Origin of the sequence: Klebsiella sp. 10-1 (genome assembly GCF_009758445.1) — a bacterium.
GTDB classification, from domain to species: Bacteria; Pseudomonadota; Gammaproteobacteria; order Enterobacterales; family Enterobacteriaceae; genus Klebsiella; species Klebsiella scottii.
Map to the genome: position 1 here is coordinate 760,217 of NZ_WQRE01000001.1, position 24,015 is coordinate 784,231.

The following is a 24,015-nucleotide window of genomic DNA, read 5'->3' on the forward strand; positions in this document are numbered from 1 at the left end:
TATGTTTTCGCTATCTCCGGATAGAATCACCGGCTTGCGCTGCGGTTTAAAACATCAGGAATTTTTATGAAGCTCAATGGAAAACGCAGGAAAGTCTGGTGGCTACTGGCCATTGTCGTACTGGCTCTGGCCATCTGGGGATGGCGGGTGCTGAATGCGCCGCTGCCGCACTATCAGACTCTGGTGGTGCGTAAAGGCGATCTCCAGCAGAGCGTGCTGGCCACCGGTAAGCTGGATGCGGTACGTAAAGTCGACGTTGGGGCGCAGGTGAGCGGGCAGCTGAAAACGCTGCGCGTGAGTATCGGCGACAAGGTACAGAAGGATCAGCTGCTGGGGGTTATCGATCCTGAGCAGGCGGAGAACCAAATTAAAGAAGTCGAAGCGACGCTGATGGAGCTGCGCGCGCAGCTGAATCAGGCCCGCGCCGAACGTCAGCTGGCCGCCGTGACCTTAGCGCGTCAGCAGCAGCTGGCGCAGCGTCAGCTGGTTTCGCGCCAGGATCTGGATACCGCGGCCACCGATTTAGCGGTCAAAGAGGCGCAGATTGGCACCATCGAGGCGCAGGTCAAACGCAACCAGGCCACGCTGGATACCGCGAAAACTAACCTCGATTACACTAAAATTTTGGCCCCGATGTCCGGGGAAGTAACGCAAATCACCACCCTGCAGGGGCAGACGGTTATTGCCGCCCAGCAGGCGCCGAATATTCTGACCCTCGCCGATCTCAGCACCATGCTGGTGAAGGCGCAGGTCTCTGAAGCGGACGTTATCCACCTTCGCGCCGGGCAAAAGGCGTGGTTCACCGTGCTTGGCGACCCGCTTACCCGCTACGAAGGGACCTTGAAAGACATTTTACCCACCCCGGAAAAGGTGAATGACGCGATCTTCTACTACGCCCGCTTTGAGGTCCCGAACCCGCAGGGGATTCTGCGTCTCGAGATGACGGCCCAGGTCCATATCCAGATGGCGGAAGTGAAAAACGTGATAACCATTCCGCTGAGCGCGCTGGGGGACGCTATCGGTGAAAACCGCTATCACGTGCGGCTGCTGCGCGCCGGTGAGGTTAAAGAGCGCGAGGTCACCATCGGCGCGCGCAACGATATCGATGTGGCAATAGTTAAGGGATTAGACGAAGGCGATGAGGTTATCGTCGGGGAAAGTGTGCCCGGGACGGCTAAATGACGGCGCTGCTCGAACTGCGTGATATACGCCGCAGCTATCTTTCCGGCGACGGGAGCGTTGATGTCCTGAAGGGGGTCACGCTGAGCATCAACGCTGGAGAGATGGTAGCCATTGTCGGCGCTTCCGGCTCCGGTAAATCGACCCTGATGAACATCCTCGGCTGTCTAGATAAGCCGAGCAGCGGCACCTATCGGGTGGCGGGAACGGACGTGTCGCGGCTCAACGGCGACGAGCTGGCGCGGCTGCGGCGAGAGCATTTTGGCTTTATCTTCCAGCGCTACCATCTGCTGTCGCACCTGACGGCGGTACAGAACGTCGAAGTGCCGGCGGTTTACGCCGGCACTGAGCGACGGGCTCGCCTGGAGCGCGCGCGGGAACTGCTGGTGCGGCTGGGGCTTGGCGACCGGGCGGAGTATCAGCCTTCGCAGCTCTCCGGCGGCCAGCAGCAGCGGGTCAGCATTGCCCGTGCGTTAATGAACGGTGGGGAAGTTATTCTGGCGGATGAGCCAACCGGCGCGCTGGATAGCCGTTCCGGCGAAGAGGTGATGGCGATTCTGCACCAGCTTAAATCGCAGGGACATACGGTTATCATCGTCACCCACGATCCGCTGGTCGCGGCGCAGGCAGAACGCATCATTGAGATCCACGATGGCGAGATCGTGCGTAACCCGCCAGCGCAGGCGGCAGGCAGCGCCGGCGTCATTCGCCAGGGCTCCGCGGCCGAATCTTCTGCCTGGCGTCAGTTCAGCAGCGGCTTTCGTGAAGCGCTGGTGATGGCCTGGCGGGCAATGACCGCCAATAAAATGCGCACTCTGCTCACCATGCTTGGCATTATTATCGGCATCGCCTCGGTGGTGTCGATTGTGGTGGTGGGGGATGCGGCGAAGCAGATGGTGCTGGCTGACATTCGCGCCATCGGCACCAATACGATCGATGTCTATCCCGGGAAGGATTTCGGCGATGACGACCCCCGCTATCAGCAGGCGCTGAAGTATGACGACCTGCTGGCTATTCAGAAGCAGCCCTGGGTAAGCTCGGCGACGCCTGCGGTTTCGAAAAGCCTGCGCCTGCGCGCCGATAATATCGACGTTGCCGCCAGCGCCGAGGGCGTCGGGGCGCAGTATTTCAACGTCTACGGCATGACCTTTAGCGAAGGCAATACCTTTAATGAGCTGCAGCTAAGCAGCCGGGCGCAGGTGGTGGTGCTGGACAGTAATGCCCGACGCCAGCTCTTTCCGCACAAGGCGCGGGTGGTGGGCGAAGTTATTCTGGTTGGCAATATGCCCGCGACGGTGATTGGCGTGGCGGATGAGAAGCAGTCGATGTTCGGCAGCAGCAAAATCCTCCGCGTCTGGTTGCCTTATACCACTATGGCCGGAAGAGTGATGGGGCAGTCGTGGCTGAACTCAATCACCGTGCGGGTGCGCGAAGGATACGATAGCTCAATCGCCGAACAGCAGCTGCTGCGTTTGTTCGAACTGCGGCATGGCAAAAAAGATGTTTTCACCTGGAATATGGACAGCATCTTGAAAACCGCAGAACGGACCACACATACACTACAGCTGTTTCTGACTTTGGTGGCGGTTATCGCGCTGGTGGTTGGCGGCATCGGGGTGATGAATATCATGCTGGTATCGGTAACCGAACGGACCCGCGAGATTGGTATCCGAATGGCGGTCGGGGCGCGGGCCAGCGACGTGCTGCAGCAGTTCCTGATTGAGGCGGTGTTAGTCTGCCTGGTGGGCGGTGCGCTGGGGGTGACGCTATCGCTGATGATAGCCTTCATCCTGCAGCTGTTTTTGCCCGGCTGGGAGATTGGTTTTTCACCGCTGGCGCTGCTGACGGCGTTTTTGTGTTCGACGCTAACCGGCGTGCTGTTTGGCTGGCTTCCTGCGCGAAACGCCGCCCGTCTCGATCCGGTGGATGCGCTGGCTCGCGAGTAGGAGCAAAAAAATGCCAGTCAGAAGGACTGGCATTTTACTGGCAGGATGTACACAATGAAGCGAAAGAGTTATGCAGCCGCTTCCGCTTCTACAGGAACAATCACGCTGGCGTGATTACCTTTCGGTCCCTGGTGGACATCAAACCGAACGGCTTGTCCGGCTTTTAGCGTTCTGTAACCATCCATCTGGATGGTGGAGTAATGGGCGAAAATGTCTTCGCCTCCGCCCTCAGGGCAAATAAAACCAAACCCTTTGGCATTGTTGAACCACTTAACAGTACCCATTTCCATACTTCGACATCCTTCGTAATTCTTTATAAGTAAGATGGAATGAACCGGTAGTGGAGTGACGAGTTGTTCAAATGCTCGCCAACTCTCGCCAGTACAATTTAGAGAAATACGAAAATGCGTCAAGCGATTGACGGTAGGGGAAGGCGAAAAATGCGTCAAAATTTGAAGCAGTTAACGCTATTGCCGGGGAATGTGACAGACATCGCGGATGGAAGTAATAGATGATAGTTATCTATGATCTATTGTAGATTTGTGATGGGCATAACTTTTGATCATCGACAGGCCACCGCCTGTTGGCAACAGCAACCGATGATGAATACTGACGATGAGTAAGAAAGATTGGCTGGACTTCGATCAGCTACTTGAAGACGAAGTGCGCGATGAGCTTAAACCACCATCGATGTATAAAGTGATATTGCTCAATGATGACTACACTCCAATGGAGTTTGTTATTGACGTGTTACAAAAATTCTTTTCTTATGATGTAGAACGTGCGACGCAACTGATGCTGACGGTTCACTATCAAGGTAAAGCGATTTGTGGTGTATTTACCGCAGAGGTTGCGGAAACCAAAGTCGCGATGGTGAGCCAGTATGCGAAGGAGAACGAGCATCCATTGCTGTGTACGCTAGAGAAAGCCTGAAGACAGGCATGAAAATTGGGGGAGGTGCCAATGCTCAATCAAGAACTGGAACTCAGTTTAAACATGGCTTTCGCCAGAGCGCGCGAGCACCGTCATGAGTTCATGACCGTCGAGCACTTGCTGCTGGCGCTGCTCAGCAACCCTTCGGCCCGCGAAGCGCTGGAAGCGTGTTCCGTGGACCTGGTGGCGCTGCGTCAGGAACTTGAAGCCTTCATCGAACAGACCACGCCTGTTCTACCCGCCACGGAAGAAGAGCGCGACACTCAGCCGACGCTGAGCTTCCAGCGCGTACTGCAGCGTGCAGTCTTCCACGTACAATCCTCTGGCCGCAGCGAAGTGACCGGCGCCAACGTTTTGGTCGCTATTTTTAGCGAGCAGGAGTCGCAGGCGGCCTATCTGCTGCGTAAACATGAAGTCAGCCGTCTTGACGTGGTGAACTTCATCTCTCACGGTACGCGTAAAGACGAGCCGAGCCAGCCTTCCGAAAACAGCGGAAGCCAGCCCAGCAATGAAGAGCAAGCAGGCGGGGAGGATCGTATGGAAAACTTCACCACCAACCTCAATCAGCTTGCTCGCGTTGGCGGAATCGATCCGCTGATTGGCCGCGAAAAAGAGCTGGAGCGCGCCATTCAGGTTCTGTGCCGCCGTCGTAAGAACAACCCGCTGCTGGTGGGTGAGTCCGGCGTGGGTAAAACCGCGATTGCCGAAGGGCTGGCATGGCGAATTGTGCAGGGCGACGTGCCGGAAATTATGGCCGATTGCACGATCTATTCGCTGGATATCGGCTCCCTGCTGGCAGGAACAAAATACCGCGGTGATTTTGAAAAACGTTTCAAAGCGCTGCTGAAACAGCTGGAGCAGGATACCAACAGTATTCTGTTCATCGATGAAATCCACACCATCATCGGCGCGGGCGCCGCTTCCGGCGGCCAGGTCGATGCCGCCAACCTGATTAAACCGCTGCTCTCCAGCGGCAAGATTCGGGTGATGGGGTCTACGACCTACCAGGAGTTCAGCAATATCTTCGAAAAAGACCGCGCGTTAGCCCGGCGCTTCCAGAAGATAGACATTACTGAACCTTCGGTAGAAGAGACGGTGCAGATTATTAACGGCCTGAAGCCGAAGTACGAAGCGCACCACGACGTGCGTTACACGGCGAAAGCGGTGCGTGCGGCGGTCGAACTGGCGGTGAAATATATTAACGATCGTCATCTGCCGGATAAGGCGATTGATGTTATCGACGAAGCGGGCGCGCGGGCGCGGCTGATGCCGGCCAGCAAGCGTAAGAAAACGGTTAACGTGGCGGATATCGAATCGGTGGTGGCGCGCATTGCCCGCATCCCTGAGAAGAGCGTCTCCCAAAGCGACCGCGATACGCTGAGAAATCTTGGCGATCGGCTGAAAATGCTGGTCTTTGGTCAGGGTAAGGCGATCGAGGCTTTAACCGAAGCCATCAAGATGGCGCGTGCCGGACTGGGCCACGAGCATAAGCCGGTGGGTTCCTTCCTGTTCGCCGGGCCTACCGGCGTCGGGAAAACCGAGGTCACCGTACAGCTGGCCAAGGCGCTGGGTATCGAGCTGCTGCGCTTTGATATGTCTGAGTATATGGAGCGTCACACCGTCAGCCGTTTGATCGGTGCGCCTCCGGGCTACGTTGGTTTCGATCAGGGCGGGCTGCTGACCGATGCGGTCATTAAACATCCGCATGCGGTGCTGCTGCTTGATGAGATTGAAAAAGCGCATCCGGACGTCTTTAACCTGCTGCTGCAGGTGATGGACAACGGTACGCTGACCGACAACAACGGCCGCAAGGCGGACTTCCGCAACGTGGTGCTGGTGATGACCACCAACGCCGGCGTGCGTGAAACCGAGCGTAAGTCGATTGGCCTTATTCATCAGGATAACAGTCCCGATGCGATGGATGAGATCAAGAAGATCTTTACGCCGGAGTTTCGTAACCGTCTCGACAACATTATCTGGTTCGATCATCTGTCAACGACGGTGATCCATCAGGTGGTGGATAAGTTTATCGTCGAGCTGCAGGTTCAGCTGGATCAGAAAGGCGTGTCGCTGGAAGTGAGTCAGGAAGCGCGAGACTGGCTGGCAGAAAAAGGCTATGACCGGGCGATGGGCGCGCGTCCAATGGCGCGGGTGATTCAGGATAACCTGAAGAAACCGCTGGCCAACGAGCTGCTGTTTGGTTCGTTAGTTGACGGCGGACAGGTCACCGTCGCGCTGGATAAAGAGAAGAGTTCGCTGACCTATGATTTCCAAAGTGCGCAGAAGCACAAACCGGAAACGGCGCATTAATTCTCCCTCTGAAACGTCAAAAACCGGCCTGTGGGCCGGTTTTTTTATATCCGCAGTCGCTTAGCGGAGAAGGGATGTAAAAAGACCGGGAATTATCCCGGCCTTTCGCATCTAACGCCACGAGGGCGGAAAACTATCAGCGACTACGGAAGACAATGCGGCCTTTGCTCAGGTCGTACGGGGTCAGCTCAACAGTCACTTTGTCGCCCGTCAGAATGCGGATGTAGTTCTTACGCATTTTACCGGAAATATGCGCAGTTACCACGTGACCGTTTTCCAGTTCTACGCGGAACATTGTGTTAGGCAACGTGTCAAGTACGGTGCCCTGCATTTCAATATTGTCTTCTTTGGCCATCTAGTCCTCTGGGGTATCACTACCGTAGTTTTGAACCGGCAAGATAATGCCGAAGTTCAGCGAGTAAGTAAAGTTTTACGTTTATACCCGTCACACTCCGCGTTGCATCCACGCTGGCTGCGTTCATCGATCCCGGCTACCTGTTTCAGTAAGCGCTGGGGATTCGTTCACTTGCCGCCCGCCTGCAACCCGACTTATTGCGAGTGTATATACTTTATCTTGCTGGCTGCCTTAGTTCTCACGGTCACATAGTTATTGATGCTGCCTGGCGTTTGGTTTGTCGTCCCGGCGCATCATGAATAAGTTTGGGTTTAAATCACTGAAGTAGTTTTGGCGCATTGCCCGGAATGCACGCGGATAAACCGCACGACAGGCGCAAACGTAAAGGGGGGGAGTGACAGAACGATGGGCGTTATCTGACTCTTATTATTCCCAAACGGCGGCGGGGCAACGGGCAGAAGCTACTCTACCGCGCAATTATACCATCCCGGCGAAGAATGTGCTGAAAACATTTACACATTGCCGGTAAATAGCACCCTCGGCACCCAAAATCTTTCCGGTAAACGCTGGCTGCGCAATTGCGCCAGACGATCGAGATAGTCGCGGCGGGGAATTTCGACGGCGCCCAGCGACGCGGTATGATTATTTAGCACCTGGCAGTCAATTAACTGGCCACCGTCGCGCATAAACGCCTGGCAGAATACCAGCAAGGCTGTTTTAGACGCGTTTTCCGCATGGCTGAACATCGACTCGCCGCAAAATAGCGCCCCCTGAGCCACGCCGTACATCCCGCCAACCAGCGTCTCGTCGCGCCACACCTCGATTGAGTGCGCGTGGCCCAGCTCGTGCAGCTGGTGGTAGGCCTTGACGATGCTGGCGGTTATCCAGGTGCCCTCATCGCGATTGGCGGCGCAGCCCTCAATCACCTCGCCAAAAGCATGGTTCAGCGTCACGCGATAGGGAGAGCGCTGGTGGAAGCGCTTCATGCTGCGGCTGAGATGAAACTGCCCGGGCCACAGAACCGCGCGGGGATCGGGAGACCACCATAAAATGGGGTCCCCCGGCGAAAACCACGGAAAGATGCCGTGCTGATAGGCCATCAGCAGGCGCGCCGGGCTAAGATCGCCCCCCAGCGCCAGCAGGCCATTCGGTTCACGCAGGGCGCCTTCCGGAGCGGGGAAGGCAATGGACTGACGGGAGAGCTGAACCAGACGCATTTTAACCTCAATACGCACCAGCAATTGTCCAGTATATTCGCTGTCTTTCAGGCGCCGGCGTACTATCTGCGCCCGTGACCAGCGGCCAGGGGCTCGCATGCTGCGCGTGCCTGAAACTCATTGAGTATATACACAAAATCATTCGGGATGCCCGGCGGCGATAGCCCGATAACGATTGGCCTACAGGCGCTGCTTAAACTGGTAGTAGCGCCCTTGTTGAGCCAGCAGTTCTGCGTGACTACCTTGCTCAATAATCTTCCCGTTGTCCATGATAATTATCTGATTAAAACGCGCCAGCCCGCGCAGGCGGTGGGTGACCATCAGCACGGTTTTTTCTTTCATCACTTCGGCTAATAAATCAAGGATTTGGCTTTCCGTTGTGGCGTCCAGGCCTTCGGTCGGCTCATCGAGCAGCATCAGCGGCGCGTCGTGAAGCAGGGCGCGGGCAATCGCCAGCCGGCGCAGCTCGCCGCCGGAAAGCTGACGGCCGCCTTCTCCCAGCCAGCTGTTGAGGCCGCTATCGTCGAGCAATTTGCCCAGCCCGACCCGTTCGAGGGTGTTCGCCAGATGCGCATCGCTCGCCTGCGGGGCCGCCAGCAGCAGGTTGTCGCGCAGCGTTGCGCTAAACAGATGCACGCGCTGAGGAACCACGCTCATTGCCCGGCGTAGGGTCGTTTCGTTGAGCTGCGTAAGCGGCTGGTCGTTGAGTAAAATCTCTCCCTGGGCCGGATCCCAGGCGCGGGTAAGCAGCTGCAGAAGGGTCGATTTTCCGCAGCCGGTGCGTCCGAGAATAGCGATATGCTCGCCGGCGGCAATCTGTAAAGAGATATTCTCCAGCGCCGCGGTGGGCTGCTGCGGATAGCTAAAGGTGACCTGATTCAGCGTGAGCGTCACGCGTGAGAAGGCCTGGTTAGCGCTCTGCGCAAAGGAGACTTCCGGCGGCTGCTCGGTGATTTGCGTAATCCGCCGCGCGGAGGCGATGACCTGCCCGAGATGCTGGAACGCGCCGGTGACCGGCGCCAGCGCCTCAAACGCCGCCAGCGCGCAGAAAACGAAGAGCGCGATCAGCGCGCCCGGCTGGCTATCGCCGCCGACGCCGGCGGACGTCAGCCACAGCATCGCAATCACCGCAACGCCGCCAATCAGCAGCATCAGCGCCTGGGAAAGCGCGGTGAGTTCGGCCTGACGTCGCTGGGCATCCTGCCAGCGCTGTTCGGTTTTCTCCAGCTGCTCGCGGTAGCGATCGCTGGCGTTAAACAGCATCAGCTCCGCCTGTCCCTGCAGCCAGGCCGTGAGCTGCTGGCGGTACTGGCCGCGCATTTGGGTTATGCACTCGCCGGCCGGTTTGCCGGCCCGATAAAACAGCGGCGGCAGTATCAGCACGGTCAGCAGCATAATACCGCCAAGCGTCAGGGCCAGCGTGACGTCCAGAATACTTAGGCCGGCGGTGACCACCAGAATGACCACCAGCGCCCCTACCAGCGGCGAAATGACCCGCAGATAGAGATGATCCAGGGTATCGACGTCGGCAACGATGCGGTTAAGCAGTTCGCCCTGGCGAAAACGCGCCAGCCCGGCAGGGGAGAGCGGCAGCAGCTTGCTGAACGTGAAAACGCGCAGATGCTGCAGGACGCGAAAAGTCGCATCGTGGCTCACCAGCCGCTCAAAGTAGCGCCCGGCGGTACGAATAATCGCCGCGCCGCGTACGCCGGCGGCGGGCAGCATGTAGTTAAAGCTGTAGATACCGGCGACGCCGACGACGGCCGATGCCGACAGGAACCAGCCTGACAGCGTTAGCAGTCCGATACTGGCCAGCAGGGTGACGATCGCCAGCACCACGCCGAGCATCAGCAGCCACAGGTGCCGCTTGTACAACGCCAGATAAGGTAATAATGCGCGCATTTAAATCTCCTCCTGACGATGAGCCAGCAGGGTCGCGAAGGGCCCTTCGGCGGCGGCAAGCTGCGAATATTCGCCCTGCTCGACAATCTGTCCGTTTTGCATCACCCAGATAGCGTCCCAGCCGGCTATACCTTCGAGCTGGTGAGTGACCATCAGCGTTGTTTGCTGCGAAGAGGCGTTTGACAGGGCCTGCATCACCCGCTGTTCGCTGTGGGCGTCAAGGCTGGCTGCAGGCTCATCAAGCAGCAGCAGACGGCAGGGAACCAGCAGCGCGCGCGCGACGGCGATACGCTGCGCCTGCCCAACCGATACGCGGGTCGCCTGATCGCCAACGGGCGTATTAATGCCCTGCGGCAGCTGCGAGATAAATTCGCTTACCCAGGCCTTATCCAGCGCAAGCTGAAGCTGCGCTTCGGTCGCCTCAGGCCACGCCAGAAGCACGTTTTCACGCAGCGTGGCCGCAGGCAGCTGTGGGTTTTGTCCAACCCAGCTCAGCATGTGATGCCAGCGCTGGCTATCAAGATCGCGCAGCTCGACGCCGTTGACCATCAGCGACCCGTCATAGGGCAGAAAACCCGCCAGCGTATTCAGCAGCGAGCTTTTGCCGGAGCCGCTTTGCCCAACCAGCACCACGCGCTTACCGGCGGGGAGGGTGAAGTTCAGCGGTCCTGCCAGCACTTTACCCTCCGGTGACTTGATCCGCAGATCGCGCGCTTCAAGACTCACCAGCTCGTTATCGCTAAGCACCTTCTCGCCGCGCTCGGCCTGCGCCAGCGGCGTTTCCATAAAGGCTTTCAGGCTGTCCGCCGCGCCGATAGCCTGCGCTTTCGCGTGGTAAAAGGTGCCCAGATCGCGCAGGGGCTGGAAAAACTCCGGCGCGAGGATCAGGGTCAGAAAGCCGGCCATCAGGGTGACGCCCGCGCCGTAATGACCAAAATTAAGCTCGCCCAGGTAGGAGAAACCGAAATAGACCGCCACCAGCGCGATGGAGAGGGAAGTGAAAAATTCCAGTACCCCGGAGGAGAGAAAGGCGAGACGCAGGACGTCCATCGTTCGCTGGCGGAAATCCTGCGAAGCCTCGCGGATATTGTCGGTTTCCGCGGCGCCGCGATCGAAAATTCGCAGCGTTTCCATGCCGCGCAGGCGGTCGAGGAAGTGGCCGCTCAGCCGCGCCAGGGCCTGGAAGTTGCGGCGGTTTGCATCCGCGGCGCCCATGCCGACCAGCGCCATAAACATCGGGATCAGCGGCGCGGTGCCGAGAAGAATCAGCGCTGCCGCCCAGTTAATCGGGAAAATAGTGATAACGATGAGCAGCGGTACGCACGCGGCCAGCGTCATCTGCGGCAGATAGCGCGCATAGTAATCGTGCATATCGTCGATTTGCTCGAGGATAAGCGTCGCCCAGCTGCCCGCAGGTTTGCCCTGTATCCATGCCGGCCCGGCCTCCTGCAGACGATCGAGCACCTGGCGACGGATCTCATAGCGGATATGCTGCCCGGCATAAAATCCTACCCGCTCGCGCAGCCATACCACCCACGCCCGGAGGACGAAAATCAGCACCAGCACGGTAAACGGCAGCAACAGCGCCGTCGCCGGAATATTCTCCATTATCATGCGGTGAAGGATCCGCGCCAGCAGCCAGGCCTGAGCGACAATCAGCAGGCCGCTAATGACGCCCAGCGTGCGGGAAATCATCAACCAGCGACGGGAGAGAATGCTCTGTTCTTTTAACCAGCGGGTTAACTCTTGTTGACGGGTTTTATTCATTGCGCACTTAGCAGGTGGAGTTATAAGTTTTTGGGCACGGCAATGTTACAACGCGGAAAAAATAAAGGCGACTTTTCGTCGCCTTCTTTACCTTTGTTACTGACTTGTAAAGATTATTTGCAAGCGTCAGCCAGGCCGTCAAGATAGCGCTCGGCGTCCAGCGCGGCCATACAGCCGGTGCCGGCAGAGGTAATGGCCTGACGGTAGATGTGGTCCATCACGTCGCCGGCGGCGAAGACGCCAGCAACGCTGGTCTGGGTCGCGTTGCCGTGAATGCCGGACTGAACTTTGATATAGCCGTTTTCCAGCTCCAGCTGACCTTCAAAAATCGCCGTGTTCGGGCTGTGGCCGATAGCGACAAACAGGCCCGCAACCTCCAGCGATTCGACATTATCGGCATTCTGCGTATCGCGCAGGCGCAGGCCGCTCACGCCCATCTGGTCGCCGGTCACTTCTTCCAGGGTACGGTGGGTATGCAGCACGATGTTGCCGCTTTCCACTTTGTCCATCAGGCGCTTGATGAGAATTTTTTCAGCGCGGAAGGAGTCGCGACGGTGGATCAGGTGTACTTCAGCCGCGATGTTGGATAGGTACAGCGCTTCTTCAACCGCGGTGTTGCCGCCGCCGATAACCGCGACCTTCTGGTTACGGTAGAAGAAACCGTCGCAGGTGGCGCAGGCGGAAACGCCGCGGCCCTTAAAGGCTTCTTCAGACGGCAGGCCGAGATAGCGTGCGGAAGCGCCGGTGGCAATGATCAGCGCGTCACAGGTGTATTCGCCGCTGTCGCCGACCAGGCGGAACGGACGGTTTTGCAGATCGACGCTGCTGATGTGATCGAAAAGAATTTCGGTTTCGAACTTGGCCGCATGCTCGTGCATACGTTCCATCAGCAGCGGCCCGGTCAGATCGTTCGGATCCCCGGGCCAGTTTTCCACTTCGGTGGTGGTGGTCAGCTGACCCCCTTTTTCCATCCCGGTAATCAGCACCGGATGCAGGTTTGCACGTGCGGCATAGACCGCAGCGGTGTATCCCGCAGGTCCAGAACCAAGAATTAGCAGCTTACTGTGTTTGGCCGTGCCCATGAGAACCCCATAATTTATTGGCATACATTGGGCTGGATTGTAGGGAATTTGTTGTCGTAAAAAAAGAGCATAGCGATTTTGTTAACGATATGTGCAATAGCACCCGCCGATGAACTGGCGATTTAACGAACGGAGAATATAACTAATTCTACTGTCAGCAGCACAATTATAAGAGGAAAACATGAGAATCAACGGGGGGGGATAATGAATATCTGGCATCTTGTACTAAAAATCGATGTTTTGCTTTGACAATCCCCTGTGCTTTTGCGAAAACATTCATGGAAGAAGAAAAGCAGCGTTTTGCGTGTGGCGAATTTTCATGCATGCAAATGCCATTTTTATCCGGGTTAGCGAAATCTACGCATGGTGTGGACAGACGCCATGCGTGATGTCGGTGGCTGCCGTCAGGCAACGGGCTTCTCACGTACCCCTGGGTTACTCAAGTCGTACGGGTAAGAACAGGATGGGCTCTGGCAGTGAAGGCTCAGAGTCAGAACAGGAGTAGGGAAGGAATACAGAGAGACAATAATAATGGTAGATAGCAAGAAGCGCCCTGGCAAAGATCTCGACCGCATCGATCGTAACATTCTGAATGAGTTACAAAAAGACGGACGTATTTCTAACGTCGAACTTTCTAAACGGGTGGGACTTTCTCCGACGCCTTGCCTTGAGCGCGTGCGTCGACTGGAAAGACAGGGTTTTATTCAGGGCTATACGGCGCTGCTTAACCCGCATTATCTGGATGCATCACTTCTGGTATTTGTTGAGATTACTCTGAATCGTGGCGCGCCGGATGTGTTTGAGCAATTTAACGCCGCTGTGCAAAAACTTGAAGAAATTCAAGAGTGTCATCTGGTATCCGGCGATTTCGACTACCTGTTGAAAACTCGCGTACCGGATATGTCAGCGTATCGTAAACTACTGGGCGAAACCCTGCTGCGCCTGCCGGGCGTTAACGACACCCGTACCTACGTGGTAATGGAAGAGGTCAAGCAGAGCAATCGTCTGGTAATTAAGACGCGCTAACACGGAACAGGTGCAAAATCGACGTAGTTTGATTACACTCCTGTTAATCCATACAGCAACAGTGCCGGGGTGACCCGGCACTGTTGTCCGTTTTAGCAGCAGGCAGGAAACAGCCTGATACCTGGAGAGCCTTTTTTGAGCCAGGAATACACCGAAGACAAAGAAGTCAAACTGACGAAGCTAAGCAGCGGGCGCCGACTCCTTGAGGCGTTACTTATCCTTTGCACCCTTTTTGCCATCTGGCTGATGGCGGCCTTACTCAGCTTTAATCCCTCGGATCCAAGCTGGTCGCAAACTGCCTGGCACGAGCCTATCCACAACATCGGCGGTACGCCGGGAGCATGGCTTGCCGATACGCTATTTTTCATTTTTGGCGTAATGGCTTACACCATTCCTGTGATTATCATCGGCGGCTGCTGGTTTGCCTGGCGCAATCAGGCTAACGACGAGTACATCGATTATTTCGCCGTTTCGCTGCGCTTAATTGGCGCGCTGGCGCTGATCCTGACCTCCTGTGGCCTGGCCTCTATCAATGCCGATGATATTTGGTATTTCGCCTCCGGCGGGGTCATTGGCAGCTTGCTGAGCACCACTTTGCAACCGCTGCTGCATAGCAGCGGCGGGACTATCGCACTGCTCTGCATCTGGGCGGCGGGTTTAACCCTGTTTACCGGCTGGTCGTGGGTCAGCATTGCCGAAAAGCTCGGCGGCGTGATTCTTTCCGTCCTTACCTTTGCCAGTAACCGTACCCGTCGGGACGATACGTGGGTGGATGAGGACGACTATGAGGATGACGAAGACGACGATACGGCGAAACCGCAGGGATCGCGTCGCGCACGAATTTTACGCAGCGCCCTGGCGCGTCGCCAGCGTCTGGCTGAGAAGTTTTCCAATCCGATGGGGCGCAAGACCGACGCTGCGCTGTTCTCCGGTAAGCGCATGGATGATGCCGAGGAGGACGTCCAGTTCAGCGCCAACGGCGCGCCGGTTGCGGCAGACGATGTGCTGTTTTCTGGCGCCAGCGCCGCGCGTCCGTCAGATGCGGACGATGTCTTATTCTCCGGGGCCAGCGCAGCGCGTCCGGGTGACTTTGACCCCTACGATCCGCTGCTTAACGGCCATAGCATCGCCGATCCTGTCAGCGCGGCTGCGGCAGCAACCGCGGCGCCGCAGGTATGGGCTGAGCCGGTAGCCGGGCAGACTCCACAGGCCGGCTGGCAGCCGGAGGCGCAGGCGTATCAGCCTGAGCAGGCTCCTGTACATGAGCCACACTACCAGCCTGAGCCAACGTACCAGCCGCAGCAGGCGTATCAGCCTGAGCAAGCTCCGGTGCAGCAGCCACACTATCAGCCTGAACCACCGTACCAGCCGCAGCAGGCGTATCAGCCTGAGCAGGCTCCTGTACATCAGCCACACTATCAGCCTGAGCCACCGTACCAGCCGCAGCAGGCGTATCAGCCTGAGCAGGCGCCGGTGCAGCAGCCTCACTATCAGCCTGAACCACCGTACCAGCCGCAGCAGGCGTATCAGCCTGAGCAGGCTCCTGTACATGAGCCTCACTATCAGCCTGAGCCACCGTACCAGCCGCAGCAGGCGTATCAGCCTGAGCAGGTGCCGGTGCAGCAGCCTCATTATCGCCCTGAGCCAACGTATCCGCCGCATCAGGCGTATCAGCCTGAACAGGCGCCGGTACAGCAGCCTGCTTATCAGCCTGAACCCTATGCCGCCTCGCCGGTTACCGAGCCCGAAGCTCCGCAGGAAGAGGTTAAGCCGCAGCGTCCGCCGATGTACTATTTCGAAGAGGTCGAAGAGAAACGCGCGCGTGAACGCGAACAGCTTGCCGCCTGGTATCAGCCGATTCCGGAACCTGCCAGCCCGATTGTGACTAAACCGATCTCTTCGCCGCCGCCATCGTCGCCCGTTGATGCCGCTGCGGTGGCGTCCGCCGCGTCATCCGCCGCGCCGCTGTTCAGCCCGGCTGCGGGCGGGCCGCGCGTGCAGGTCAAAGAAGGCATTGGTCCGAAGCTGCCGCGTCCTAACCACGTCCGCGTACCGACCCGCCGTGAGCTGGCATCGTATGGCATTAAGCTGCCTTCTCAGCGCATTGCGGAAGAGCGCGCTCGTCAGGCGGAGCTGGACCAGAATTATGACGATGAACCGCTCACCGATGAAGAAGTTAACGAGCTGGAGCAGGGGGAGCTGGCGCGCCAGTTTGCCGCGACCCAGCAGCAGCGCTACGGTGAGGTCTACCAGGCTGACGAAGCCGACGATGACGATTCAGCCGCTGAAGCCGAGCTGGCCCGTCAGTTTGCCGCGACCCAGCAGCAGCGCTACAGCAGCGAGCAGCCGCGTGGGGCGAATCCGTTCTCCTCGGCTGATTATGATTTCTCGCCGATGAAAACGTTAGTGGACGATGGCCCGAGCGAACCGCTGTTTACGCCGATGCCGGAAGTTCAGCCGTCGGTACAGCACTATCAGCAGCCGGCGCAGCAACCGCAGCCTGCATACCAGCAGCCTCAGGTTCAGCAGCCGGTACAATCTGCGCCAGCGGCGCAGAGCTATCAGCCGCAGCAGGCCCCTCAGGCCCATATGCAACCGCCGGTCCAACAGCCTGCACCGCAGCCGCAGGAGAGCCTGATTCACCCGCTCCTGATGCGTAACGGCAACAGCCATCCGCTGCAGCGGCCGACGACGCCGCTGCCGTCCCTGGATCTGCTGACGCCGCCGCCGACTGAGGTAGAGCCGGTTGATACCTTCGCGCTGGAGCAAATGGCGCGCCTGGTGGAAGCTCGCCTCGCCGATTTCCGTATTAAAGCGGACGTCGTGAACTACTCTCCTGGCCCGGTTATCACCCGCTTTGAGCTGAACCTGGCTCCGGGGGTGAAGGCCGCGCGTATCTCTAACCTGTCGCGCGACCTGGCCCGTTCGCTATCCACGGTCGCCGTGCGCGTCGTGGAGGTTATTCCAGGTAAACCGTACGTAGGCCTGGAGCTGCCGAATAAGAAGCGTCAGACCGTCTACCTGCGTGAAGTGCTGGATAATACCAAATTCCGCGATAACCCATCGCCGCTGACCGTGGTGCTGGGCAAGGATATCGCGGGCGATCCGGTCGTTGCCGATCTGGCAAAAATGCCGCACCTGCTGGTTGCCGGTACCACCGGCTCCGGTAAGTCGGTCGGCGTCAACGCCATGATCCTCAGCATGCTCTACAAGGCGCAGCCGGAAGATGTGCGCTTCATTATGATCGACCCGAAAATGCTCGAACTGTCGGTCTATGAAGGGATCCCGCATCTGCTGACGGAAGTGGTCACCGATATGAAAGACGCCGCCAACGCTCTGCGCTGGAGCGTGAACGAGATGGAGCGCCGCTACAAGCTGATGTCAGCTTTGGGCGTGCGTAACCTGGCGGGCTACAACGAGAAGATTGCCGAAGCGGCGCGCATGGGGCGGCCAATTCCGGATCCGTACTGGAAGCCGGGCGACAGCATGGATGCGGTCCATCCGGTGCTGGAAAAACTGCCTTACATCGTGGTGCTGGTGGATGAATTCGCCGACCTGATGATGACCGTGGGTAAGAAAGTGGAAGAGCTGATTGCTCGTCTGGCGCAGAAAGCGCGTGCGGCGGGTATTCACCTCGTGCTGGCTACCCAGCGTCCGTCGGTTGATGTGATCACCGGCCTGATTAAGGCCAACATCCCGACGCGTATTGCGTTCACCGTGTCGAGTAAAATTGACTCGCGCACCATTCTCGACCAGAGCGGCGCCGAATCGCTGCTGGGGATGGGGGATATGCTCTACTCCGGGCCGAACTCGACTATCCCGGTGCGCGTGCACGGAGCATTTGTGCGTGACCAGGAAGTCCATGCGGTAGTCCAGGACTGGAAAGCGCGCGGGCGTCCGCAGTACGTCGACGGCATCACCTCCGATAGCGAAAGCGAAGGCGGCGGCGGCGGATTTGACGGCGGAGAAGAGCTGGACCCGCTGTTCGACCAGGCGGTCAATTTCGTAACCGAGAAGCGTAAAGCCTCTATCTCCGGGGTTCAACGTCAGTTCCGTATCGGCTATAACCGTGCCGCGCGTATCATCGAACAGATGGAAGCGCAGGGCATCGTCAGCGAGCAGGGCCATAACGGAAACCGCGAAGTGCTGGCGCCGCCGCCCTTCGAGTGAGTGCAAAGTTGGGTAAATAAGAGCAAAATCAGCCTATTCTTCTGTCCCGCCGCGCCAGGCGGTCCTACATTAGGGGCAGAAGAGGCTCCCGCGCCGGGAGCGACGCACGTTGACGGACATTAAGGAATAACAATGAAAAAACTCGCAATCACCTGTGCATTACTGTCTGGGTTTGTTGTCAGCCAGGTTTGGGCTGATGCCGCCGGCGATTTGAAAAGCCGTCTGGATAAGGTGAGCAGCTTCCACGCCAGCTTTACGCAAAAAGTGACTGATGGCAGCGGCAATGCGGTACAGGACGGGCAGGGCGACCTGTGGGTAAAACGACCGAATCTGTTCAACTGGCATATGACCCAGCCGGATGAAAGTATTCTGGTCTCTGACGGTAAAACGCTGTGGTTCTATAACCCGTTCGTTGAGCAGGCGACCGTCACCTGGCTGAAAGACGCCACCAGCAACACGCCGTTTATGCTGATTGCGCGTAACCAGTCTAACGACTGGCAGCAGTATAATATTAAGCAAAACGGCGATGACTTTGTCCTGACGCCGAAAAGCGGCGGCGGTAACCTGAAGCAGTTCACCATTAACGTAGGGCGTGATGGCACCATCCATCAGTTCAGCGCGGTAGAGCAGGACGACCAGCGCAGCAGCTACCAGCTGAAGTCGCAGCAGAACGGTGCGATAGACGCATCTAAGTTTACCTTCACGCCGCCGCAAGGGGTTACGGTGGACGATCAACGTAAATAGAGGCGAATGTGGGCAATCTGTCGCTCGATTTTTCCGACAATGCGTTTCAACCTCTGGCCGCCCGTATGCGGCCAGAAAATTTAGCGCAGTACATTGGCCAGCAGCATCTGCTGGCACCGGGTAAACCTTTGCCGCGGGCAATTGAGGCCGGGCATCTTCATTCGATGATTTTATGGGGCCCGCCGGGCACCGGAAAAACCACCTTAGCGGAAGTGATTGCCCGCTATGCCAGCGCCGACGTCGAGCGTATTTCGGCCGTGACCTCCGGCGTTAAGGAGATCCGTGAAGCCATCGAACGCGCCCGGCAGAACCGTAATGCCGGTCGGCGCACCATCCTGTTTGTCGACGAAGTCCACCGCTTCAATAAAAGCCAGCAGGATGCGTTTCTGCCGCATATCGAAGATGGCACGATCACCTTTATCGGCGCGACGACGGAAAACCCCTCTTTTGAACTGAACTCCGCGCTGCTATCCAGAGCGCGCGTCTATCTGCTGAAATCGCTCACCAGCGAAGATATCGAGCAGGTATTAACGCAGGCGATGAGCGATAAAACCCGCGGCTACGGCGGGCAGAATATTGTGCTGCCTGATGAGACGCGTCGGGCGATCGCCGAGCTGGTAAACGGCGATGCGCGCCGTGCGCTCAACACGCTGGAGATGATGGCCGATATGGCCGAAACCGACGCCGCCGGTCAGCGGGTGCTGCAGGCCGAACTGTTGACCGAAATTGCCGGCGAGCGCAGTGCGCGTTTTGATAACAAGGGCGATCGTTTTTACGATTTAATTTCGGCGCTGCACAAGTCCGTTCGCGGCAGCGCGCCGGACGCCGCGTTGTACTGGTATGCCCGGATCATCAGCGCCGGCGGCGATCCGCTGTACGTTGCCCGCCGTTGCCTGGCGATTGCCTCGGAAGACGTCGGCAACGCCGACCCCCGGGCCATGCAGGTCGCTATCTCCGCCTGGGACTGCTTTACCCGGGTAGGGCCGGCTGAAGGCGAGCGGGCGATTGCTCAGGCCATTGTTTATCTGGCCTGCGCGCCGAAGAGCAACGCGGTTTACAGCGCCTTTAAGGCCGCGATGGCCGATGCCCGCGAACGTCCGGACTACGACGTGCCGGTCCATCTGCGCAACGCGCCGACGAAGCTGATGAAAGAGATGGGCTATGGCCAGCAGTATCGCTATGCCCACGATGAGCCCAACGCTTATGCCGCCGGGGAGGAGTACTTCCCGCAGGAAATGGCGCAAACTCGCTATTATCGGCCAACAAACAGAGGGCTTGAGGGGAAAATTGGCGAAAAGCTCGCCTGGCTTAGCGAACAGGATCAAAATAGCCCCACAAAACGCTACCGCTAACAGAAGCGTTGCGGTAAGGTTATCAAGATATTCCGGTGGTCGTATTCTGCGGCCACTTTTCATTTTATTAATTCGATAAGCACAGGATAAGCATGCTCGATCCCAATCTGCTGCGTACCGAGCCAGACGCAGTCGCTGAAAAACTGGCACGCCGGGGCTTTAAGCTGGATGTAGATAAACTGCGCGCTCTGGAAGAGCGTCGTAAAGTTCTGCAGGTTGAAACTGAAAATCTGCAGGCGGAGCGTAACTCCCGATCGAAATCCATTGGCCAGGCGAAAGCGCGTGGGGAAGATATCGAGCCGTTACGCCTGGAAGTGAACAAGCTTGGCGAACAGCTGGATGCGGCGAAAACCGATCTGGACGCGCTGCTGGCCGAGATCCGCGACATCGCGCTGACCATCCCGAACGTCCCGCATGATGACGTTCCGCTGGGCAAAAGTGAAAACGACAACGTCGAAGTGAGCCGCTGGGGAACCCCGCGCGAGTTCGATTTTGACGTGCGCGATCACGTAACGCTGGGCGAAATGCACGGCGGGCTGGACTTCGCTGCGGCGGTCAAACTGACCGGCTCGCGCTTTGTGGTCATGAAGGGCCAGCTGGCTCGTCTGCACCGCGCGCTGTCGCAGTTTATGCTGGACCTGCATACCGAACAGCACGGCTATAGTGAAAACTATGTCCCGTATCTGGTAAACCAGGAAACGCTGTATGGCACCGGCCAGCTGCCGAAATTCGCCGGCGACCTGTTCCATACTCGTCCGCTGGAAGAAGAGGCGGATAGCAGCAACTACGCGCTCATCCCGACCGCCGAGGTTCCGCTGACTAACCTGGTTCGCGATGAGATCATCGATGAAGACGATTTGCCGATCAAAATGACCGCGCATACGCCGTGCTTCCGCTCTGAAGCAGGCTCCTACGGCCGTGATACCCGCGGTCTGATCCGTATGCACCAGTTCGACAAAGTTGAAATGGTGCAGATCGTCCGTCCGGAAGATTCCATGGCGGCGCTGGAAGAGATGACCGGCCATGCGGAAAAAGTTCTGCAGCTGCTGGGTCTGCCATACCGTAAAGTGGCGCTCTGCACCGGCGATATGGGCTTCAGCGCATGCAAAACCTACGATCTGGAAGTGTGGGTTCCGGCGCAGAACACCTACCGCGAAATTTCGTCCTGCTCGAACGTCTGGGATTTCCAGGCGCGCCGCATGCAGGCACGCTGCCGCAGCAAGTCTGATAAGAAAACGCGCCTGGTCCATACGCTGAACGGCTCTGGCCTGGCTGTGGGTCGTACTCTGGTTGCGCTGATGGAAAACTATCAGCAGGCAGACGGCCGTATTGAAATCCCGGAAATTCTGCGCCCGTATATGCGCGGCCTTGAGTTCATCGGCTGATTTTTCTACCTCCTTCTCAAAAGCGCCTACGGGCGCTTTTTTTTCATCTCCTTCTTGATGCTGGGCAATAACCCGTCCGTTGAACCCTTCCATACTCCCTTTGAGTTAAAGCAGCATAAAAAACTAATAAAATATAATTGCGTTATATATAAAACTATATAGCGATTGTCAGTAAATTGTGAGCAATCAAAGCGAGTACCCATGAAAACTAAAGCCCCCGATGCTTTACTGGCTGCCGAAGTAAGCCGGCGTGGTTTAATGAAAACCACGGCGATTGGCGGTCTGGCAGTGGCCAGTAGCGCATTTACCTTACCCTTCACGCGCATTGCCCATGCCGCAGATACCCTGTCACCGGTAAGCGAAACGGTAACCTGGAGCGCCTGTACCGTTAACTGCGGTAGCCGCTGCCCGCTGCGCATGCATGTTGTTGATGGCGAAATTAAATACGTTGAAACAGATAATACCGGCGATGATAACTACGACGGTCTGCACCAGGTGCGCGCTTGCCTGCGCGGACGTTCGATGCGTCGTCGCGTCTACAATCCCGATCGCCTGAAGTACCCGATGAAGCGCGTGGGTAAACGCGGTGAGGGTAAATTTGAACGCATCAGCTGGGAAGAGGCGTTCGATACCATTGCCGGCAATATGCAGCGCCTGATCAAGGACTATGGCAACGAGTCTATCTACCTGAACTACGGGACCGGGACCCTGGGTGGAACCATGACCCGCTCCTGGCCGCCGGGAAAAACGCTCATTGCCCGCCTGATGAACTGCTGCGGCGGTTATCTTAATCACTACGGCGACTACTCCTCCGCACAAATCGCCGCAGGGCTGAATTACACCTACGGCGGCTGGGCCGACGGCAACAGCCCGTCTGATATTGAAAACAGCCAGCTGGTCGTTCTGTTTGGTAATAACCCGGGCGAAACGCGGATGAGCGGCGGCGGGGTGACCTACTATCTGGAGCAGGCGCGACAAAAATCCAATGCGCGGATGATCATTGTCGATCCCCGCTACACGGATACCGGAGCCGGTCGTGAAGACGAGTGGATCCCGATCCGTCCGGGTACCGATGCGGCGCTGGTCTCCGCGCTGGCCTGGGTGATGATTACGGAAAACCTGGTCGATACCCCGTTCCTCGATAAATACTGCGTTGGCTACGATGAAAAAACGCTCCCTGCCGATGCGCCGGCAAACGGCCACTACAAGGCCTGGATCCTGGGCCAGGGCAGCGACGGTATCGCCAAAACGCCGACATGGGCGTCAACCATCACCGGGATTCCGGTCGATCGCATTGTGAAGCTGGCGCGTGAGATTGCCAGCGCGAAGCCTGCCTGTATTAGCCAGGGCTGGGGACCGCAGCGCCACGCTAACGGTGAAATTGCGACCCGGGCGATCTCGATGCTGTCGATTCTGACCGGCAACGTCGGCATTAACGGCGGCAACAGCGGCGCGCGCGAGGGCTCATACGATCTGCCGTTTGAGCGTATGCCGACGCTGGATAATCCGGTTGAGACCAGCATCTCCATGTTTATGTGGACCGACGCGATTGAGCGCGGCCCGGAGATGACGGCGCTACGCGACGGGGTCCGCGGCAAAGACAAGCTCGATGTACCGATCAAGATGATCTGGAACTATGCAGGCAACTGCCTGATTAACCAGCACTCTGATATTAACCGCACCCATGAAATTCTGCAGGACGACAAGAAATGCGAGATGATCGTGGTGATCGATTGCCATATGACCTCATCGGCGAAATACGCCGATATCCTGCTGCCGGACTGCACCGCCTCCGAGCAGATGGACTTCGCGCTGGACGCCTCCTGCGGCAACATGTCGTACGTTATCTTCACCGATGAGGTGATTAAGCCGCGCTTCGAATGCAAAACGATTTATGACATGACGACGGCGCTGGCAAAACGCATGGGCGTGGAGCAACGGTTTACCGAAGGCCGTAGCCAGGAAGGCTGGATGCGCTATCTGCATGAGCTTTCCCGTCAAGCGATCCCCGACCTCCCGGACTTTGATACCTTCCGTAAGCAGGGGATCTATAAGCAGCGCGATCCGGAAGGACACCACGTTGCCTATAAAGCGTTCCGTGAAAATCCGCAGGCGAATCCCTTGACCACGCCGTCGGGAAAAATCGAGATCTATTCGCAGGAGCTGGCAAAAATTGCCGCCATCTGGGAGCTACCGGAAGGAGACGTGATCGATCCGCTGCCAATTTATACCCCAGGCTTTGAAAACTATAACGATCCGCTGATCGAGAAATTCCCGCTGCAGCTGACCGGCTTCCACTATAAATCCCGCGTTCACTCGACCTACGGCAACGTCGATGTGCTGAAGGCCGCCTGTCGCCAGGAGATGTGGATTAACCCGCTTGATGCGAAGGCGCGAGGTATCACCAACGGCGAGCGAATTCGTATTTTCAACGCCCGCGGTGAAGTGCATATCGAAGCCAAAGTTACGCCGCGTATGATGCCTGGCGTCGTCGCGCTGGGTGAGGGCGCCTGGTATAACCCGGACGCAGGCCGCGTGGATCAGGCGGGGAGTATTAACGTGCTCACCACCCAACGCCCGTCGCCCCTGGCGAAAGGAAACCCGTCGCATACCAACCTCGTCCAGGTTGAAAAGCTGTAAGGAATAA

General features: G+C 57.7%; 16 protein-coding genes. 10 read left to right on the forward strand and 6 right to left on the reverse strand.

From position 1 onward, the window contains the following. The first annotated feature begins 66 nt into the window (after positions 1-66). Both macA and macB read left to right on the forward strand, forming a co-directional pair. Positions 67-1,182: a macrolide transporter subunit MacA gene (macA, locus tag GO007_RS03590; protein ID WP_095095600.1), complete on the forward strand. Its 1,116-nt coding sequence runs from the start codon at positions 67-69 to the stop codon at positions 1,180-1,182. Beyond that, a complete protein-coding gene (gene macB, locus GO007_RS03595) occupies positions 1,179-3,125 on the forward strand; it encodes a macrolide ABC transporter ATP-binding protein/permease MacB (protein ID WP_095095603.1) in 1,947 nt (648 codons plus the stop codon). Before macA ends, macB begins: the two co-directional genes overlap by 4 nt. A 68-nt stretch (positions 3,126-3,193) precedes the next feature. Here the strand turns inward: macB and cspD are convergent, their stop codons facing one another. Then, positions 3,194-3,415: a cold shock-like protein CspD gene (gene cspD / locus GO007_RS03600; RefSeq protein WP_004860015.1), complete on the reverse strand. Its 222-nt coding sequence runs from the start codon at positions 3,413-3,415 to the stop codon at positions 3,194-3,196. A 325-nt stretch (positions 3,416-3,740) separates the two neighbouring features. Between cspD and clpS the strand changes: the two genes are divergently transcribed. Together clpS and clpA are read left to right on the forward strand one after the other, a co-directional pair. Beyond that, complete coding sequence (gene clpS, locus GO007_RS03605; protein ID WP_095095606.1) at positions 3,741-4,058, forward strand: ATP-dependent Clp protease adapter ClpS; 318 nt, start codon at positions 3,741-3,743, stop codon at positions 4,056-4,058. 30 nt (positions 4,059-4,088) lie between these two features. Continuing rightward, on the forward strand, positions 4,089-6,368 hold the full coding sequence (gene clpA, locus GO007_RS03610; RefSeq protein ID WP_076945049.1) for an ATP-dependent Clp protease ATP-binding subunit ClpA: 2,280 nt from the start codon (positions 4,089-4,091) through the stop codon (positions 6,366-6,368). A 136-nt stretch (positions 6,369-6,504) separates the two neighbouring features. On the opposite strand, the gene infA is transcribed toward clpA, so the two are convergent. From infA to trxB, 5 genes are all read right to left on the reverse strand, one after another. Beyond that, positions 6,505-6,723, reverse strand: coding sequence for a translation initiation factor IF-1 (infA, locus tag GO007_RS03615; RefSeq protein WP_002211347.1), 219 nt, complete (start codon positions 6,721-6,723; stop codon positions 6,505-6,507). A gap of 512 nt (positions 6,724-7,235) precedes the next feature. Beyond that, complete coding sequence (gene aat / locus GO007_RS03620; RefSeq protein ID WP_095098020.1) at positions 7,236-7,940, reverse strand: leucyl/phenylalanyl-tRNA--protein transferase; 705 nt, start codon at positions 7,938-7,940, stop codon at positions 7,236-7,238. A gap of 180 nt (positions 7,941-8,120) precedes the next feature. Further along, complete coding sequence (gene cydC, locus GO007_RS03625) at positions 8,121-9,842, reverse strand: heme ABC transporter ATP-binding protein/permease CydC (protein ID WP_095095609.1); 1,722 nt, start codon at positions 9,840-9,842, stop codon at positions 8,121-8,123. Then, positions 9,843-11,609, reverse strand: a complete 1,767-nt coding sequence (cydD, locus tag GO007_RS03630; RefSeq protein ID WP_095095612.1) for a heme ABC transporter permease/ATP-binding protein CydD — start codon at positions 11,607-11,609, stop codon at positions 9,843-9,845. 113 nt (positions 11,610-11,722) lie between these two features. Beyond that, positions 11,723-12,691, reverse strand: coding sequence for a thioredoxin-disulfide reductase (trxB, locus tag GO007_RS03635; RefSeq protein ID WP_095095615.1), 969 nt, complete (start codon positions 12,689-12,691; stop codon positions 11,723-11,725). A 531-nt stretch (positions 12,692-13,222) separates the two neighbouring features. On the opposite strand from trxB, the gene lrp reads away from it, so the two are divergent. From lrp to dmsA, 6 genes are all read left to right on the forward strand, one after another. Beyond that, on the forward strand, positions 13,223-13,717 hold the full coding sequence (lrp, locus tag GO007_RS03640; protein WP_000228469.1) for a leucine-responsive transcriptional regulator Lrp: 495 nt from the start codon (positions 13,223-13,225) through the stop codon (positions 13,715-13,717). A gap of 135 nt (positions 13,718-13,852) precedes the next feature. Beyond that, positions 13,853-17,887: a DNA translocase FtsK gene (gene ftsK / locus GO007_RS03645; protein WP_095095618.1), complete on the forward strand. Its 4,035-nt coding sequence runs from the start codon at positions 13,853-13,855 to the stop codon at positions 17,885-17,887. 132 nt (positions 17,888-18,019) lie between these two features. Beyond that, entirely contained in the window at positions 18,020-18,631 is a 612-nt protein-coding gene (gene lolA, locus GO007_RS03650; RefSeq protein ID WP_095095621.1) for an outer membrane lipoprotein periplasmic chaperone LolA, read from the forward strand. A gap of 8 nt (positions 18,632-18,639) precedes the next feature. Further along, positions 18,640-19,983 (forward strand): replication-associated recombination protein RarA, encoded by a 1,344-nt coding sequence (gene rarA, locus GO007_RS03655; protein WP_095095624.1) that lies wholly within the window; start codon positions 18,640-18,642, stop codon positions 19,981-19,983. A 92-nt stretch (positions 19,984-20,075) separates the two neighbouring features. Beyond that, complete coding sequence (serS, locus tag GO007_RS03660; protein ID WP_041144783.1) at positions 20,076-21,368, forward strand: serine--tRNA ligase; 1,293 nt, start codon at positions 20,076-20,078, stop codon at positions 21,366-21,368. A gap of 201 nt (positions 21,369-21,569) precedes the next feature. After that, a complete protein-coding gene (gene dmsA / locus GO007_RS03665; RefSeq protein ID WP_095095627.1) occupies positions 21,570-24,008 on the forward strand; it encodes a dimethylsulfoxide reductase subunit A in 2,439 nt (812 codons plus the stop codon). The last annotated feature ends 7 nt before the right edge of the window (positions 24,009-24,015 follow it).